The 15,494-nt window shown below is 61.6% G+C and carries 15 protein-coding genes; 11 read left to right on the top strand and 4 right to left on the bottom strand.

Translation table 11 applies throughout. The annotated features are described in order from the left end of the window. Positions 1-720 (bottom strand): YebC/PmpR family DNA-binding transcriptional regulator, encoded by a 720-nt coding sequence (locus tag ACOAP0_RS00850; RefSeq protein ID WP_087493995.1) that lies wholly within the window; start codon positions 718-720, stop codon positions 1-3. 58 nt (positions 721-778) lie between these two features. On the opposite strand from ACOAP0_RS00850, the gene ACOAP0_RS00855 reads away from it, so the two are divergent. From ACOAP0_RS00855 to ACOAP0_RS00870, 4 genes are all read left to right on the top strand, one after another. Then, on the top strand, positions 779-2,368 hold the full coding sequence (locus ACOAP0_RS00855; protein ID WP_498376004.1) for a helicase HerA-like domain-containing protein: 1,590 nt from the start codon (positions 779-781) through the stop codon (positions 2,366-2,368). A 20-nt stretch (positions 2,369-2,388) separates the two neighbouring features. Beyond that, positions 2,389-3,042, top strand: coding sequence for a uracil phosphoribosyltransferase (gene upp / locus ACOAP0_RS00860; protein WP_087493997.1), 654 nt, complete (start codon positions 2,389-2,391; stop codon positions 3,040-3,042). A 98-nt stretch (positions 3,043-3,140) separates the two neighbouring features. Next, positions 3,141-4,427 (top strand): amidohydrolase family protein, encoded by a 1,287-nt coding sequence (locus ACOAP0_RS00865; protein WP_498391288.1) that lies wholly within the window; start codon positions 3,141-3,143, stop codon positions 4,425-4,427. Positions 4,428-4,482: 55 nt separating this feature from the next. Beyond that, entirely contained in the window at positions 4,483-5,187 is a 705-nt protein-coding gene (locus ACOAP0_RS00870; protein WP_498376002.1) for a carbon-nitrogen hydrolase family protein, read from the top strand. Between the two features lie 28 nt (positions 5,188-5,215). Here ACOAP0_RS00870 and ACOAP0_RS00875 read toward each other — a convergent pair whose 3' ends face one another. After that, positions 5,216-5,905 carry a YgdI/YgdR family lipoprotein gene (locus ACOAP0_RS00875; protein ID WP_498376001.1) on the bottom strand — a complete coding sequence of 230 codons (690 nt, stop codon included), beginning with the start codon at positions 5,903-5,905 and terminating at the stop codon, positions 5,216-5,218. Between the two features lie 149 nt (positions 5,906-6,054). On the opposite strand from ACOAP0_RS00875, the gene ACOAP0_RS00880 reads away from it, so the two are divergent. From ACOAP0_RS00880 to ACOAP0_RS00905, 6 genes are all read left to right on the top strand, one after another. Then, entirely contained in the window at positions 6,055-6,546 is a 492-nt protein-coding gene (locus ACOAP0_RS00880) for an EVE domain-containing protein (RefSeq protein WP_498376000.1), read from the top strand. Positions 6,547-6,549: 3 nt separating this feature from the next. Beyond that, positions 6,550-8,448, top strand: a complete 1,899-nt coding sequence (locus ACOAP0_RS00885; protein ID WP_498375999.1) for a hypothetical protein — start codon at positions 6,550-6,552, stop codon at positions 8,446-8,448. A 125-nt stretch (positions 8,449-8,573) separates the two neighbouring features. Then, entirely contained in the window at positions 8,574-9,410 is an 837-nt protein-coding gene (locus tag ACOAP0_RS00890; protein WP_498375998.1) for an oxidoreductase, read from the top strand. A 26-nt stretch (positions 9,411-9,436) separates the two neighbouring features. Then, a complete protein-coding gene (locus tag ACOAP0_RS00895; RefSeq protein WP_498375997.1) occupies positions 9,437-10,450 on the top strand; it encodes an AraC family transcriptional regulator in 1,014 nt (337 codons plus the stop codon). 63 nt (positions 10,451-10,513) lie between these two features. Next, on the top strand, positions 10,514-10,921 hold the full coding sequence (locus ACOAP0_RS00900) for an MAPEG family protein (RefSeq protein WP_498375996.1): 408 nt from the start codon (positions 10,514-10,516) through the stop codon (positions 10,919-10,921). 78 nt (positions 10,922-10,999) lie between these two features. Next, positions 11,000-11,491 carry a heme-degrading domain-containing protein gene (locus ACOAP0_RS00905; protein ID WP_498375995.1) on the top strand — a complete coding sequence of 164 codons (492 nt, stop codon included), beginning with the start codon at positions 11,000-11,002 and terminating at the stop codon, positions 11,489-11,491. Positions 11,492-11,502: 11 nt separating this feature from the next. On the opposite strand, the gene ACOAP0_RS00910 is transcribed toward ACOAP0_RS00905, so the two are convergent. Together ACOAP0_RS00910 and ACOAP0_RS00915 are read right to left on the bottom strand one after the other, a co-directional pair. Next, positions 11,503-13,740 (bottom strand): RelA/SpoT family protein, encoded by a 2,238-nt coding sequence (locus ACOAP0_RS00910; RefSeq protein WP_498375994.1) that lies wholly within the window; start codon positions 13,738-13,740, stop codon positions 11,503-11,505. A gap of 24 nt (positions 13,741-13,764) precedes the next feature. Beyond that, the gene (locus ACOAP0_RS00915) at positions 13,765-14,652 is read right to left on the bottom strand and encodes an alpha/beta fold hydrolase (protein ID WP_498375993.1); all 888 of its coding nucleotides are present in this window, start codon (positions 14,650-14,652) and stop codon (positions 13,765-13,767) included. Positions 14,653-14,722: 70 nt separating this feature from the next. On the opposite strand from ACOAP0_RS00915, the gene ACOAP0_RS00920 reads away from it, so the two are divergent. Then, a complete protein-coding gene (locus tag ACOAP0_RS00920; protein ID WP_498375992.1) occupies positions 14,723-15,493 on the top strand; it encodes a 3-hydroxybutyrate dehydrogenase in 771 nt (256 codons plus the stop codon). The last annotated feature ends 1 nt before the right edge of the window (position 15,494 follow it).

The raw sequence follows: 15,494 nt of genomic DNA on the forward strand, positions 1-15,494 counted from the left end.
TCAGAGTGCTGCGTTGTGGAAGATGTCCTGGGTGTCGTCCAGGTCTTCCAGTACATCCAGAAGTTTTTGCATGCGCTCGGCGTCCTCGCCGGAGAGCTCAATCGTGGAATCAGAACGCATGGTCACCGTGGCGACTTCAGCGGTCAGGCCGGCAGCCTCCAAAGCGGCCTTGACGGCCTCAAAGTCAGCCGGCGCGGTCAGCACCTCAATCGCGCCTTCGTCATCCGTAATCACGTCCTCGGCGCCGGCCTCCAGCGCCACTTCCATGACCTTGTCTTCGCTGGTGCCAGGGGCAAAAATCATTTGACCCACGTGCTTGAATTGGAAGGCCACCGAGCCTTCGGTGCCCATGTTGCCGCCATGCTTGCTGAACGCATGGCGCACTTCAGCCACGGTGCGCACCTTGTTGTCCGTCATGGTGTCCACGATGATGGCCGCGCCACCGATGCCGTAACCCTCGTAGCGGATTTCTTCGTAGCTGATGCCGTCCAGTGAGCCGGTGGCCTTGTCGACGTTGTATTTCACCCGGTCTGCAGGCATGTTGGCGGCTTTGGCCTTTTCGATGGCCAGACGCAAACGCGGGTTCATGGCCGGGTCGCCCCCGCCTTGTCGGGCCGCTACCGTGATTTCACGGACGATACGGGTCCAAATCTTGCCTCGCTTCTCGTCCTGACGCCCCTTGCGGTGCTGAATATTGGCCCATTTGCTATGTCCTGCCACACGAAACCCTTTAAAAATTCGTTACGCTACTCCCTCGATTGTACTTTTTGAGACATCTATGGCTTCCATCCAAGACGAAGGCATCCTGATTGCCCAGCACGCCGCAGGCAAGTCTGCAGTGCAATGTTTCCTCCGGCCCGACAAGGCCAACCGCCACGGCCTCATCACGGGCGCCACCGGCACCGGCAAAACCATCACCCTGCAGAGCCTGGCCGAAGGCTTTTCCGCCCTGGGCGTGCCGGTGTTCATGGCCGACGTCAAAGGCGACCTGACCGGCATCTCCCAAAAAGGTGCATTGACCGAGAAGCTGGCCAAGGTCATCAAGGAACGGGGTTTTGAAGAACCCGCGTTTTCCGCCTTCCCCACCACGCTGTGGGACGTGTTCGGCCAACAAGGCCACCCCGTGCGCGCCACGGTCAGCGACCTGGGACCGTTGCTGCTGGCCCGCATGCTCAACCTCAACGAAACCCAGGCCGGCGTGCTGCAACTGGTGTTCAAGATTGCGGATGACGACGGCTTGTTGCTGCTCGACATGAAAGACCTGCGCGCCATGTGCCAGGACGTGGGCGACAACGCCGCCAGCTACACCACCGAATACGGCAACATCAGCGCCGCCAGCATTGGCGCCATCCAGCGTGGCCTGATGCAGATCGAAGAGCAAGGTGGCGACCAATTCTTCGGCGAGCCCATGCTCAACATCGAAGACTTCATGCAGACCGATGGCTCGGGCAAAGGGGTGGTCAACATCCTCGCGGCAGACAAGCTCATGCAGTCGCCCCGTCTGTATGCGACCTTTTTGTTGTGGATGCTGAGCGAACTGTTCGAGGCTTTGCCTGAGGTGGGCGACCTCGATAAGCCCAAGCTCGTGTTCTTCTTCGACGAGGCTCACCTGTTGTTTGCCGACGCGCCCAAGGTGCTGATCGAGCGCATTGAGTTGGTGGTGCGACTGGTTCGTTCCAAGGGCGTGGGCGTATTCTTTGTGACGCAAAACCCCCTGGACATTCCCGACAGCGTACTGGCCCAGCTGGGCAACCGCGTACAACACGCCTTGCGCGCCTTCACCCCGCGCGACCAGAAAGCCGTAAAGAGCGCTGCAGACACCATGCGCGCCAACCCCGGTCTGGACGTGGCAACTGCCATCACCGAGCTGGGGGTTGGTGAAGCGCTGGTGAGCCTGATGGATGAAAAAGGCCGCCCTTCTCTCACCGAACGCGTCTTCGTCATTCCTCCGGCCAGCCAGATTGGCCCTATCACCCCCGAGCAACGCAAGACGCTGATCACCGAATCCATCGTGGCCGGTGTGTACGAAAAAGCGGTAGACCGCGAATCTGCATTCGAAGCCCTCAAGGGTCGCACGCAAAACCGTGCGCCGGCTGCAGCGGAAGCGGAAGCTGAAGGCGATGCAGCCCCTGCCGCTCCGCGTACCCGTGCCGGCCGCGCAGCGCCTGCTGCGGAGCCGGAGGCAGCGCCCGCCGGCGGCGGCATCCTGGACAGCATTGGCGACATGTTGGGTGGCGGCGCCCGCCGTTCGCGCGCCAGCGTGGGCGAGCAGCTCATCAAGAGTGCAGCCAGCTCCATCGGCCGCGAAGTGGGCCGCCAGATCATCCGCGGGGTGCTGGGCAGCATCCTGGGCGGCAGCAAGCGATAACCACCACAAGGAACAAGAACATGGTCACCATCGATCCCGCGGCACGTGCCAACGTCACCCTCATCGACCACCCGCTGGTGCAGCACAAGCTCACCCTCATGCGCAAAAAGGAAGCCAGCACCAGCAGCTTCCGTCGGCTGCTCAACGAACTGGCCGGCCTGATGATTTACGAAGTCTGCCGCGACATGCCGCTGCAAGATCTGGAAATTGAAACCCCGTTGGAAACCACCACCGGCAAGGTCATTGACGGCAAGAAGCTGGTATTTGCCAGCGTGCTGCGTGCCGGCAACGGCATTCTGGACGGCGTGCTCTCCGTGGTGCCGGGCGCCCGCGTAGGCCACGTGGGCCTGTACCGCGACCCCAAAACCCTGCAGGCGGTGGAGTACTACTTCAAGATGCCCAGCAATATGGAAGAACGCGATGTCGTCGTCGTGGACCCCATGTTGGCCACCGGCAACTCAGCGGCTGCGGCCGTCACGCGCCTCAAGGCCTGCAACCCCAAGTCCATCAAATTCCTGTGCCTGCTGACCTGCCCTGAAGGCATCAACACCATGTACAAGGAACACCCCGATGTTCGCATCTTCACCGCTGCCATCGACCGTGGCCTGAACGACCACGGTTACATCATGCCGGGCCTGGGTGATGCGGGCGATCGCATATTCGGTACGCAGTAGGCGATTTGCAAAAAAATAGCCGTTGGCGCCCGTGGAATATGCGCGGGCAGCTAGGTTTTTGATAGCACTCTGCCTCACAGGGTGCGGGAGTTTTCACCATGCTCGACCTGCTTTTCCACAACGCCACCTTGCCAGACGGGCGCAGCCACATGTCGGTGGCGGTACAAGGCGGCCGCATCACCGAGGTGACACAAGGGCTCACGCCCGAGGCCGCTCCGGCGGCTGAGGTGGTGGACGCTCGCGGCATGCTTCTCAGCAGCCCATTTGTGGATGCGCACTTCCACATGGACGCCACGCTCAGCCTGGGCTTGCCGCGACTGAACCAGAGTGGCACCTTGTTGGAGGGCATTGCGCTGTGGGGCGAGCTCAAACCCCATCTCACTTTTGATGCGCTGGTGGATCGCGCGCTGGCCTACTGCGACTGGGCCGTCGCCAACGGTCTGTTGGCCATCCGCAGCCATGTGGACACCAGTGACCCGAGCATGCTGGCGGTGGAAGCCCTGTTGGCTGTCAAAAAGAAGGTCGCGCCCTATATCGACCTGCAGCTGGTCGCTTTTCCGCAAGACGGCGTGTTGCGCAGCAAAGGGGGTGTCGAGAACCTCAAGAAGGCGCTGAGCCTGGGTGTAGACGTGGTGGGTGGCATTCCGCACTTCGAGCGGACCATGGCTGATGGGGCAGCCAGCGTCAAACTGCTGTGCGAGCTGGCTGCTGAGCAAGGCAAACTAGTCGACATGCACTGCGACGAGTCGGACGACCCGCTCTCGCGCCACGTCGAAACCCTGGCCTATGAAGCCAATCGTCTGGGCCTGCACGGCCGCGTGACCGGCTCGCACCTCACCTCCATGCACAGCATGGACAACTACTACGTGAGCAAACTGCTGCCGCTGATGGCGGAGGCGCAATTGAGCGTGGTGAGCAACCCGCTCATCAACATCACGCTTCAGGGCCGGCACGACACCTACCCCAAGCGCCGCGGCATGACCCGGGTGCCTGAAATCATGGCAGCCGGTATGACGGTGGTCTTTGGTCAGGACTGCTGCATGGACCCCTGGTACAGCATGGGAAGCGGCGACATGTTGGAGGTCGCCAGCATGGGCCTGCACGTGGCGCAAATGACCAGCCAGCCAGCCATGCAGCAATGCTTCGACGCAGTTACCACCAACCCCGCCCGCATCCTGCACCTGGAAGGCTATGGCCTCGAAAAAGGCTGCCACGCAGACCTGGTGTTGCTGCAAGCCCAAAACCCGATTGAGGCCATCCGCCTCAAAGCCACCCGCCTCAAGGTCTGGCGCAGGGGCGCGTTGGTGGCACAAACTCCGGCGCGGACAGCGGCGTTGACACTGCCAGGCCGGCCGGAGAGCACATCTTTCTTGCATACCAAATAGGTCTCTAGCGCTCATGGATATTGCGCGAGCAGCTAGCAAAAACATAGCGTTCTCGATGGCTGCTGCGCAAAGCACCTCGGTCCCGCTGGAGGTGGTGGCCAATGTGCAAAACCACCTGCGCTTTGTGGAAGCCGCTGCGCAGCATGGCGTGCAGTGGCTGGTCTTCCCGGAACTGTCCCTCACCGGCTACGAACTGGCCGCAATGCCCGACTTGGTGCTGCACGCGGACCACGCGCTCTTGGCGCCCCTGCGCGAAGCAGCCCAACGCACAGGCATGGCCATTACCGTGGGCGCTCCGGTGGACAGCGGCAGCCCCCTGCCCTTCATAGGCGCGATCACCCTGCGACCGGATGGCCAACACTCCGTTTACGCGAAGCACCACCTGCATGGCAGCGAAACCCGGTTCGCCACCGCCGGCTCAGTGCAGGTAGGCCTGCAGGCATGGGCAGGTCAGCAGATCGCCAGTGCGATCTGTGCCGACACCAATTACCCCAGCCATGCAGCGCAAGCTGCTGCTGCAGGCGCCTGCGTCTACGCAGCCGGCATCCTCACTTCTGCCAATGGCTATGCCGCCGAAGCCCCCCTGTGGGCCAGCTATGCGCGGGAACACGCCATGACGGTCGTGATCGCCAACCACGGGGGACCATCGGGGTGCTATTTGTCGGCGGGGAGAAGCGGAATCTGGGATTCATCAGGCACCTGCCTAGCGAGTGCCAAGGGTAACGGAGACTGGTTAGTGATTGCCAATCCCGATCGCTGAAGAAGGGCCCCTAGGCAGCTCACTGTAATTAGTGAGCTTCCCACCAGGCTTGGGCTTGGGCACGGTCAAAAGCTGGCAAGATGTCCTTGACGATAGTGACACCTTTCAAAGCCGGAAACTTACTGCGAAACAAGGCCTCATCAGTCGCAAAGGCATCGCTAATTGCGATGTCAAAGGTACCACCCGAAGCGCCAACCACCGCTTGATCAATCAACGGAACTTGGGAACCCGCCTTGAATTCCTCGCCCTTACGTTCCCGGACAGTCGCGTCTACGTGACCCAAGTAATAAACGCCAGATTTCTTAGCAACAATGTCGCTATGTAAGGGGGCAAAAAAGTAGCCATTTATCAGAAAGCCGCTTGCGGTGCTGGTCAGACCCAGGAGTTTGTAGGATCCGGGATCAAGCTCCATACGTACGAAATAGCTGTTGCCTATCTCCGCCTTGTTTGACTCCACCCGGGCTTTGTCGTCCATGGTGAAGTTCAGTCGATCCTTGGAATCCTTGGCGTCCGGCTTTTCCACATTGACGACCAACAGCTTGGGTTGATATGAGGTTTTGTACGAGTTCTTAAGCGTGACTGTCATTAGCAAAACCGGCTTGCTACTGGCCGTGATTTTGTCGCCATCGTTTTCAAACGCCATCTTGGTACGTGTTGCACAACCGGTCAGCAACACCGCAAACAGCAGTACGCCCAAGGTGATTAGTTTTTTGATCATTGATTCATCCCTTTTTGTTTAATTGTTGCGCACGCAAAATAGCATCAGCACTTGCATCCGCCGCCCGGAAATCGGAGCCTCGTGTTTATAGCCGAGGTGTTTCACAATTCCGCGGACGAAAGCAAAAAACTCTTGTACTGGTTACACACATGCCACTGCCGATTTCTGCCACTCACTACTGGCTCATGAAAGCCGAGCCCGCCGAGGCCTCGATTGACGACGTGCTGGCCATGCCCGACGCCACCGTGGGCTGGACCGGCGTGCGCAACTACCAAGCCCGCAACTTCATGCGCGACAGCATGCAGGTGGGCGATGGGGTGCTGTTCTACCACTCCAGTTGTGCGCAGCCCGGTGTGGTGGGCATTGCGCGGGTCGCGTCCGGCATCAAGGTAGACCCCACCCAATTTGACCCCGCGTCGCCCTATTTCGATGCGGCGAGCAAGCCCGAAGCGCCCCGCTGGCTCCTGGTCGATGTACAGGTAGTCCACAAGACGCGCAACCTCACGTTGCCGGAGCTTCGGGCTGATGCGGCCCTCGCCGATCTCCTCATTCTCAAAAAAGGCAACCGGCTGTCCATCACGCCGGTGGAGCCTGCGCATTGGCAACAAATCGTGAGCGTGCTCGGACATCCGGGAGCCTGAACGATGCAGAGGCCGCGTTTTCCAAAGTTATGGGCGTGCGTTCTTTGGCTGGCAGGTGCGCTGCTTTCAAGTGCCCATGCCGGTCGCTTCGTAGACATTGCGCCCGAGCGGGTGGCCAGCCTCACCCAACAATTGCCTGAAAAACCATCCGGTTTGGGGCCTGCTTGTCAGGATCGCTCCGCCTGGGGGCAAGCAGACGTTCAACGGCGCCTGCAAGAGGTCACCAAAGCCGCTGGAAAAATCGTCGCGCAGCCCGTGCCTCCGTGGGACGACGAGGCCTACCTCGAATACAGCCGCAATGGCGTTCGTGGCAATGGCGAACGCATGATGAACGCGCGCAAAGCGGGGCTGCATGTGCTGGTGCTGGCGGAATGCAGCCAATGGGCCGGCAGCTACCTGCCCTCCATCTCACGCTTGCTCCAAGCCCTGAGCACACAACCCACCTGGACGTGGCCGGCCCATGACAAGGATTTGCGCAATTTCCGCGGGCAGCGTTTTGAGGTGGACTTGTTTGCCGCCGACACAGCCAACGAACTGGCTCAGACGCTTTACCTGCTGGGCGACAAGTTGGATGGCTCGACACGAAAGATGGTGCGGGATACCGTGGTGCAACGCGTACTCGCCCCGGTGCGCGCCAGCTACGAGACCGGAGGCAAAGACCACTGGTGGCTCAAGGCAGACCACAACTGGAGCGCGGTGTGCCTCAAAGGGGTGACAGGCACTGCATTGGCGCTGCTGCCCGACCGTGAAGACCGTGCAGTGTTTGTGGCGGGCGCGGAGCATTACATCCGCAACTACCTGGGTGGTTTCCCGCCGGACGGCTACGCGCTGGAGGGCCCCGGCTACTGGAACTATGGCTTCTCGCACTACACAGAGTTGCGGGAAATGCTGATGCAGGCCACCGCTAACCGGCTCGACCTGTTTGACCACCCGCTTGTGCGCGAAGTGGCGCTCTATGGGTACCGGTTTGAGATGACGCCGGGGAATGTGGCGCTGTTTGGAGACGCTGGGCGTAACACCCGCATGGATGACACCACCCGCGCCTATGCCAACGAGGCCTATGGTCTGGGCCAGCCGCAAACCCTGTTCAGCCAAAGCGTGAGTGTCAATGCCCCGGCCAACTCCAGCCCGCTGGTGCAGGCATCCATCAAGCTGTTCAGCAAGCCGGCGCCTGCAGGACCTGGCAGCGCCTCGACAGTGGGCTTGCAGACCTACTTCAACACTGTGGGCGTGCTGGTGTCCCGCCCCGGGCCGGGCGAGACCCTGGGCTTTGCCATCAAGGCGGGCGGCAACGGCAACCACAGCCACAATGATGTGGGCTCCTACACCATCGCCCTTGGCGCCGAACAGCCGGTGGGCGATGCGGGTGCCACGGTGTACTCCTCCAAAACCTTCAGCAAAGACCGCTTCACCATCCGCGGCATCAACTCCTGGGGCCACCCGGTTCCCGTGGTGGCGGGCCAGTTGCAACGCGAGTCCACCAAGGTCAAAGCGCCAGTTCTCGAGCAACGAGGCGACGCCAACGCCAGCATGATGCGCATCGACATGAAGCCCGCCTATGCACTGGATTCGCTACAAAAACTGGAGCGCTCCGCACAGCATATTCGGGGGCCAGAGCCCAAAGTGATCATTGAGGAGGCTTTTCGCTTCAGCACCCCTCAGCCCTTTGAAACAGCCATCATCAGCACCGGCCAGTTCCAGCGTGTAGCGGACGACACCTTGGACTTCTGGCAAAAACGGGAACACCTGCGGGCCAAAATCAGCGCCTCGCAGGCCTTCGAGCTTCAGACAGAGACGGTGACGGAAGAAGGGCTCACCTTCAACCGCACCGCCATCCGCTTCCTTCAAGCCGTCACCGGCAATGCCTGGGTGCGCATGGAATTCACCCCCGCGCCCCGCTGATCGCCGGCAAGGGCAGGCGCGATTTGCATGCGCCTTGGCGCGAATGGCGAGTGACGTGGCGCGTCTTGCCGCCTACGATTCAGCCATTCCGTCAACAACCCTCTCTGCATTCACAGGAAAACGCCATGTCTACATCTTCACGCTCCCAAGTCGTCCTCATCACCGGTGCTTCATCCGGCATGGGCAAAGAAGCCGCCAAGTTACTGCTTCGCCAAGGCCATGTGGTCTACACCGCTGCGCGCCGCGTCGAGCTGATGCAAGACCTGCAGGCTCTGGGTGCACATCCCCTCAAAATGGATGTCACTGATGAAGCCCAGATGCAAGCCGGTATCGCGCAAATCACCGCAGCCCACGGCGGCGTGGACGTGCTGGTGAACAACGCTGGCTTCGGCATCTACGGTGCCATGGAAGACACCAGCATGGCCGATGCGCGCTACCAGTTCGATGTGAACTTCTTCGGCCTGGCACGCTTGACCCAATTGGTGCTGCCCCATATGCGCAGCCAACAGCGCGGGCGCATCATCAACATCTCGTCCATGGGCGGCAAGATGTATACCCCGCTGGGTAGCTGGTACCACGCCACCAAGCACGCCCTGGAGGGCTGGAGCGATTGCCTGCGCCTGGAGCTGGCGCCCTTCGGCATACAGGTGGTGATTGTGGAGCCCGGCATCATTGCCACCGAGTTCGGCGACGTGATGACCGGCCCGCTGCTGGAACGCTCCGGCAAAGGCCCTTACGCCAAGCTGGCACACATCGTGGCCAAGGCCACCGGAGACGCTTACAGCAAGCCCAATGCTGCGTCCCCGGCTTCCGTGATTGCGGACGTGATCGCCGAAGCCATTGCCACACCCAAGCCCAAAACCCGCTACGTGGCAGGCAAAATGGCCAAACCTCTGATGTTCATCCGCAAATGGTTCGGTGACCGCTTCTTTGACATGGCGGTCATGAGCCAGATGAAGTAATCATCGCCACCTGACAGGAGCACCCTGTGAAACACGCCAGCAAATTTGCCATTCAACGCGGCTGGAAGCTGCTTCTGGCCGACATGGCGCTCCCCGTGGGTGAGGTGCTCGCGTGGGCAGGCCTGCCGGGCGACATGTTTTCGCGCCCGGATGCCAGCCTGAGCCCGGCAGACTTCTTCAAGCTCTGGAACGGCATGGAGCAAGTGGCCGGTGGCGACGACCTGCCCCTGCGCTTCGGCCGGGCCATTTCGGTCGAGGCGTTTGATCCGCCCATCTTCGCCAGCCTGTGTGCCCCCAACATGAATGTGGCACTGCAGCGGCTCTCCAGCTTCAAGCGCCTTATCGGGCCCATGATTCTGGAAGTGCAAGTCACCTCCAACGGCACCTCGGCAGACTTGAGCTGCTACGGCTATGAGGGGCATCTGCCCCGCAGCCTTGCGGCCACCGAAATGGTGTTTTTTACCCAGCTGGCGCGTCTGGCCACCCGCAAACAGGTGGTGCCCCTGCGGGTGGAGCTGGTGCAATTACCGGATGACTGCGCCCCGCTGGAGGCCTTCTTCGGCTGCGCCTTGCAAGCCGCCGACCGTAACCGCATTACCTTCAGCCCTCAAGACGCAGCACGCCCGTTTTTGACCGAAGACAACGCCATGTGGGAGAGCTTTGAGCCCGCCTTGATGAAGCGCATCACCGATCAGGACCACACGGCCAAAGCCTCTGAGCGGGTGCACAGCGCCTTGCTGGAGCTGCTGCCCGGCGGGCGTAGCGGCATTGACGATGTGGCCACCAAACTGCTCACCAGCCGGCGGACCTTGCAACGGCAGTTGCTCGCAGAAGGCCTGAGCTTTCAGGATGTGCTCAACCGCACCCGCCGGGAGCTGGCCGAGCACTACCTGCACCAGGATGCCATCACGCCCGGAGAGGTATCGTGGCTGCTGGGCTTTCAGGACGGCAACTCATTCATTCGCGCCTTCAAGGGCTGGACCGGCAGCACACCCGGTCAGTACCGCAGCAACATGCCGCGCCAGGCTGCCCCCGTGTAATGCGGGTTGCCCCTAGGGGGCGGTCTGCTATGGTTTCACATCACAACAAAGGAGACATGTTTCATGACTGCATTGCAAGCATTGGTGGGTTTTGCACTTTGGACGCTGGCCTTGATCACGCTGGTGTTTTTGTACCGCGGCCTGCGCTTTTTGCGGGGCACGCCCATCAACCACTGGCCGCGGGGCAACAAACCGCAGGACGACGCCAGCCTGGTCAAACGCCTCGAAGACGCCCACGCCAACTGCATGGAAAACCTGCCGGTTTTTGCGGTGCTCGTGCTTGCGGCCAGCCTCATGGACAAGTCCAACACCATTCAAACGATCGCGCCCTTCGTTCTCTACGCCCGCATCGGCCAGACCCTGGCGCATCTGTGGGGCACAGGCCCGCTGCAGGTGTTTGTGCGAGCCAGTTTCTGGAGCGTACAGCTGGTGATTTGCCTCTGGATGGCCATTCAGCTGCTGGCGGCCTGAGGGACCCATTCATCATCCAACGAGCACTTGACGCCCATGGAATATGCGCAGGTAGCTCCTGAATTGATAGCAAACACCATGATCATAAACACTGACCTCGCCCGCCTTGCCCTCCAGGAAGAGCGCCTGCAGTTTGACGCCTTTGACCAACGCACCGCATGGGCGCTGGGCAGCCGCATCAAGGCCCTTAGCGAAGAGGCCGGCGTAGCGCTGGCGATAGAAATTCGCCTGGGCAAGGACACCGTGTTCTTCTACAGCATGCCCGGCACCGGCCCCACCAACGCGGACTGGGCGCGGCGCAAGCGCAACTCGGTGGAGTTGCTGCATACCAGCTCTTACGCGCTCAACCTCAAGCTGGAAAAAGAAGGCAGCACCCTGGAGGCCAAACAAGGCCTGCCCCTGCGCGACTACGCCACGCACGGTGGCAGCGTGCCCATACGGGTGCGCGGCGTGGGTGTGGTCGGGGTGGTGACCGTTTCAGGCATCCCGCAGCGGGACGACCACGCCATGGCCATCAAAGCACTGGCCGAGCTTTGCGGAGTCCCTTTGCACGAAGTGGCGCTGGATTAACGCGGAACCGGTTAGCGCCGCCGCGCAGAGCGCACGCCGGAGAGCTCGTTCACGATCTTGAGCACCCGGGTCAGGCGGCCGGATTCGGCCACTTCCACGGTGAACGTCATCCAGGCGGTGCCTTTGACAGACTGGGTCTGCACCCCGATGACATTCATCTTTTCTTTGGCGAATACCTCCGAGATGTCGCGCAGCAGGCCCTGGCGGTCCAAAGCCTCAACTGCAACGTCCACCGGATACACGTTCCCGTCTTTGCCACTCGGGGCGCCCCACTCCACCTCGATCAGGCGGTCGCCACTGCGCTGCACCATGTTGCGCAAGTTCGAGCAGTCCGACCGGTGCACGCTCACGCCCTTGCCACGGGTCACAAAGCCGCTGATCAAATCCGGCGGAGCCGGCTTGCAGCACTTGGCCAACTGCGTCATCAGCGAGTCGATACCCACCACCAGCACCCCGCCCTTGCCGCCGGACAGGGCCCGTGGCTTTTTGAGCGGCATGTAGTCGTCTTGCGTGCCGACGGGCTCTGGCGGGCGCAGCAGAAGCTCGATGTTGCGCAGCGAAAACTCGTCTTTGCCCACCACCTCAAACAAGGCGTCGGCATTGTTGAAGCCCAACTGGCTGGCCAGGTCATCCAGCTTGATAGCGGTCTTGCCTTCACGCTGCAGCAGCTTTTCTACCGCCTCGCGGCCCTTGGCCATGGTCTCACCCATGGCCAGCGCATTGAACCAGGCCCGCACCTTGGCCCGCGCGCGGTGGCTGACCAGGTAGCCCAGCTCAGGGTTGAGCCAATCGCGCGAGGGGCCGCCTTCTTTCACGGCGGTCACTTCCACGGTCTGGCCGTTTTTGAGAGGGGTGTTCAGCGGCACCATGGCCCCATCCACCTTGGCGCCCCGGCAACGGTGGCCCAGGTTGGTGTGCACGCTGTAGGCAAAGTCGACCGCGGTTGCCCCCTGCGGCAGCTCCACAATGGCGGCATCCGGCGTCAGCACATAAATGCGGTCGTCAAACATGCCCTGGCCGTCAGGCGTTGCGTGGGCTCCAGAGAGATCGCGCTCCCAGGCTAGCAATTGGCGCAGCACGGCGATCTTGGCGTCGTACTCACCAGCGGCTGTCACGCTGCCGCCATAGCCTTTGGCGCCTGCTTCTTTGTAGGCCCAATGGGCGGCAACACCATGCTCGGCATGGTCGTGCATGGCCTGGGTGCGGATTTGCACCTCAATGGGTTGGCTGCCTGCATCCCTTACAACGGTGTGCAGCGACTGGTACCCATTGGGCTTGGGCCGGGCGATGTAGTCGTCAAATTCTTCAGTGATCGGTGTAAAGCGGGTGTGCACCAGGCTGAGTGCCGCGTAGCAGTCCGGCACCGTGGGCACCACGATGCGCAGCGCCCGGATGTCGTACACCTGATCGAAGCCCAGCGATTTGCCCCGCATCTTTTTGACGATGCTGTAAATGTGTTTGGGCCGGCCCTGCACGGTGGCGTGCACACCTTGCGCTGCCAGTTCATCTGCCAACTGCTGGCGCAGTCGCTCCACCGAGGCTTCCCGCTCAGTCCGCTTTTCGTCCAGCAGTTTGGCGACCTGCTTGTAGGTATCGGGCTCGAGGAAGCGGAACGACAGGTCCTCCATCTCCCATTTGATTTCCCAGATGCCCAGCCGGTTGGCCAGGGGCGCAAACACCTGCAGGGCCTCAGAAGCCAGCCCCGGCGGCACCGGCAACTTGGTCGCCGCAAAGTGCCGCAAGGTCTGCAAGCGCGACGCCAAGCGCAGCATGACCACACGCAGGTCCTTGCTGAAGGCCAACAGCATCTTGCGAACGCTCTCCGTTTGTGCTGCGGCGGTTTGCGCCATGGGTGCCGCACTACTGCTGTGGCTGGCCGACTGCTGGGCCAGCCGGGCCATACGCTGCAAGCGCACCAGCTTGGTGGTTTCCAGGGCTAGGTCGGCAAAGTTGTCGCCGAAAGCTTTGGCGATGATTTCGTGGGGCTTGTTCAGGTGGTCACAGGCATACACCAAGTAGCTGGCAGCCTGCATGGCCTCCGAGCCGCCAATGGTGTGCAGAATAGCGGCTACGGCATCCGCGTGTTGCAGTACGTTTTCGCCGGTATCCAGCGACTCCGTCGCCAACAAAGGCTCTGCAAAGGCGCGAGCGCGCTGCAGGGCTCCGACCTGCTCGGGCAGGCTGTCTGCGGTGGCCGCAATCACTTGAGGGGTGGCCGTGGCAATGTCCCCGGCGTACAAACTTTTCATGGAAGGCTCACAAGGCGGGGAACGTTACCCCAGCAAAAAAGAAGTCACTGCGTCCTGTTGGTCTTGTGCAATCAGGGTCGGGGCGTGGCCCACACCGGCAAACTCCACCAGGCGGGCTTTGGGGCCACGCTGCGTCATGGCCAGTGCCGTCTCGGGTGACAAAAGGTCGGACTCCGCGCCGCGAATCAACAAAGTGTCTGCCGTGATGGCGTCATACAACTGCCACAGCTGGGCCTGGCCGGCTAGCGCCAGCTCCTCTGTCACCGCCCTGAACGGGATGGCTATCGCAGGGTCGTAGTGCAGCCCGACTTTGCCGTCCGGCAGGGTCTTGACCATGTGGCGTGACAACTCCAGCCACTGCGCCGGTGTATGCGGCCCGAAACTGCTCGAAATCGCCCACATGGCGTCAGCCGCCTGTTGCAGATTGTCAAAGCTCACCGAACGGCCCAGATAGGTGCCGATCCGCTGCAGCGACGACCACTGGATTACCGGACCCACGTCGTTGAGCACGAGCTTGCGCACCTGCACACCCACCGAAGCGGCATGCGCGGTCACCGCCAAACCGATCAAGCCGCCCATGCTGGTACCCACCCAATCCAGCGTGGCCGGTTTCAGATGTGCCAACAGACCCAACATGTCGCCGGCATACGTCGGCACGCCATAACCGGCAGGGTCTTTCAGCCAATCGCTCTGGCCGCGTCCGGCGACGTCGGGGCAGACCACACGGATGGACTGGGAAGCGCGGGCTACCAGGGCCTGTGCCAGCACGTCAAAGTCGCGCCCCTGGCGCGAGAGGCCATGCACACACACCACAGTGTGAGCGGCGTCTGCCGCGCCCCACTGCCAATACGCCATGCGGCGCGGGCCGTTGGCGTCAGCGCAGGGTACGTAATTCAGCGTAGGTTCAGCCATGGTGCAATCACTCGTTTGATAATGACCACATCCTAATGGAATCCCCCCAACACTTTGTGAAGGAAGACGCATGTTGAAAGGTAAAACCGCCCTCGTTACCGGCTCCACCAGCGGCATCGGTTTGGGTATCGCCAAGGCACTGGCCGCACAAGGCGCCAACATCGTGCTTAACGGCTTTGGCGACGTGGAAGGCCCCAAGGCCGAAGTGGCCGCTCTGGGCGTGCAAGTGAGCTACCACGGTGCGGACATGAGCAAGCCTGCCGAGATCGCAGCCATGATCGAGCACGCCGAGGCCACTTTCGGCGGCGTGGACATTCTGGTCAACAACGCGGGCATCCAGCATGTAGCGCGGGTCGAAAACTTCCCCATCGAGAAATGGGACGCCATCATCGCCATCAACATGAGCAGCGCCTTCCACGCCACGCGCCTGGCCCTGCCCGGCATGCAAGCCAAAAACTGGGGCCGCATCATAAACGTGGCGTCTGTGCATGGACTGGTGGGCTCGGCCGAAAAGTCGGCCTATGTGGCGGCCAAACACGGCGTGGTGGGCCTGACCAAGGTGACGGCGCTGGAAAACGCTACCACCGGCGTGACCTGCAACGCCATCTGCCCCGGCTGGGTGCTGACCCCGCTGGTGCAAAAGCAGGTGGACGCCAAAGCTGCCGCGCAAGGCATCAGCAACGCGGACGCTACCAAACAGCTGTTGGGCGAAAAGGAGCCCTCCATGCAATTCACCACACCCGAGGAGCTGGGTGCCTTGGCCGTGTTTTTCTGCTCCCCCGCTGGCGACAACGTGCGCGGCGTGGCATGGAATATGGACGGTGGCTGGACAGCGCAGTAAT

It is taken from the genome of Curvibacter sp. Hmag1.1, assembly GCF_059769165.1.